General features: G+C 57.0%; 2 protein-coding genes. Both read left to right on the forward strand.

The window, feature by feature from the left end; all coding sequences use genetic code 11:
• Window positions 1-266: hypothetical protein (locus tag ACPEH8_RS19385; RefSeq protein WP_423667884.1), on the forward strand; the 266-nt coding region annotated here is incomplete at its 5' end.
• Window positions 263-622 carry a hypothetical protein gene (locus tag ACPEH8_RS19390; RefSeq protein ID WP_262072411.1) on the forward strand — a complete coding sequence of 120 codons (360 nt, stop codon included), beginning with the start codon at window positions 263-265 and terminating at the stop codon, window positions 620-622. The genes ACPEH8_RS19385 and ACPEH8_RS19390, both read left to right, overlap by 4 nt.
• Window positions 623-1266 lie beyond the last annotated feature (644 nt).

The raw sequence follows: 1266 nt of genomic DNA on the forward strand, positions 1-1266 counted from the left end.
TGGAAAGGGGCGCAGAGAGCGCTGAGTCGCTTGCAGCTCAAGCCGTCAAGGCGGAGAAAGCCGGGTTTCCGCATGGGGTTTCGGTCAAAGCGCAGGAGAGGGTGAGTGCGGCAGATAGAGTCAAACACCGGGTTGCCGATCAGGCGGAGGCAAAGAGCGCGTTCAATACACCTCAATCCGGGAACAATCCGAACCACCATACTGTGGAACACCCCAGGCCAGTAACGGAGAAAGTGGCTGAGAAGTTCAATGAGGTTTACAAGTGAAGATCGAATTGATTGTGGAATGGTACGACGGTGAGTTGCAGCAAGTCATGGAAGATGGTGGTCGATACTTCTACGCCATCTGCGTGGAGGCGGACTTCAGCAAACCCTTGCAGGATAGAGTCTACTTCGTGATCAATATTCTTGCGCGGGAAAAGCATGTGATTGAACGCTTTCTCGCTGACGCAGACATGGATGGCCTTGATCGTCTGCTGCGCGATGAATTGTACGGTCGCCGAGGTTCGATTTTCTCGGGGGATCCAAACGATTGGAGGGTGGAGTCGGCTGATTTCAGTATTGAGCCAGCCCCCTATCTTAAGTTCTTCGCGTTTCCAGTCGTCGATGTATTGGTGGCCTGAATCTGTGGATAGCGGCGTCGTTGTGGGTAATCCCCGCCCCGCAGGTCAACCAAAGCAGCGGTATATGGATCCGTAGTCGGGTGTGTTCCTGCCGGTGGATCCGGTGTCCCCCACCCGCAATCGAGGGTGTTGAATGAACCGCGCTCTGATGCTTGCGCTGGCCTTGTCCAGTGCCTCGTGCCGCGCCGATGAAGAACTTCCCGGGCGTTGCCAGGGGGCAAGCAGCCCGGTGGAGTCCATTGCGCCGGCCGTTCCCAACGCGACTGAGAGGCAGGTACGCGGCTCTGCCGTGGTGTCCGTTGTCGTTGAAGAGAATGAGCGGGTGACAAATCCTGTCATCACACGGTCCCAGCTTGGAGGGCTGGATTGGGGAGGGGGGCGACAATGCTGCCTATGAGCACGCAGCTCTGGTTGCTGTGGCGAAATTGCGTTTCCCGCCGGTTCTGTCTCGCTGTACGAGGAAGGTCACATTCGACTTCCAGCGTCTGGATTGATTCAACGCGGGTCGGCTGGAGGGAGGCTTGAAGTTGATAGAGCCTATGCAGCAGGTGTAATGACCCACCGTTTTCTGCTCAGGTCATGCGGTTAATGTAGCGGCATGAGCCGCGTCTGGGGTCATCATCTTCAGCGCCTGATGTGGGCGC

The organism is Stenotrophomonas sp. NPDC077461, from assembly GCF_049545475.1.
GTDB classification, from domain to species: Bacteria; Pseudomonadota; Gammaproteobacteria; order Xanthomonadales; family Xanthomonadaceae; genus Stenotrophomonas; species Stenotrophomonas nematodicola.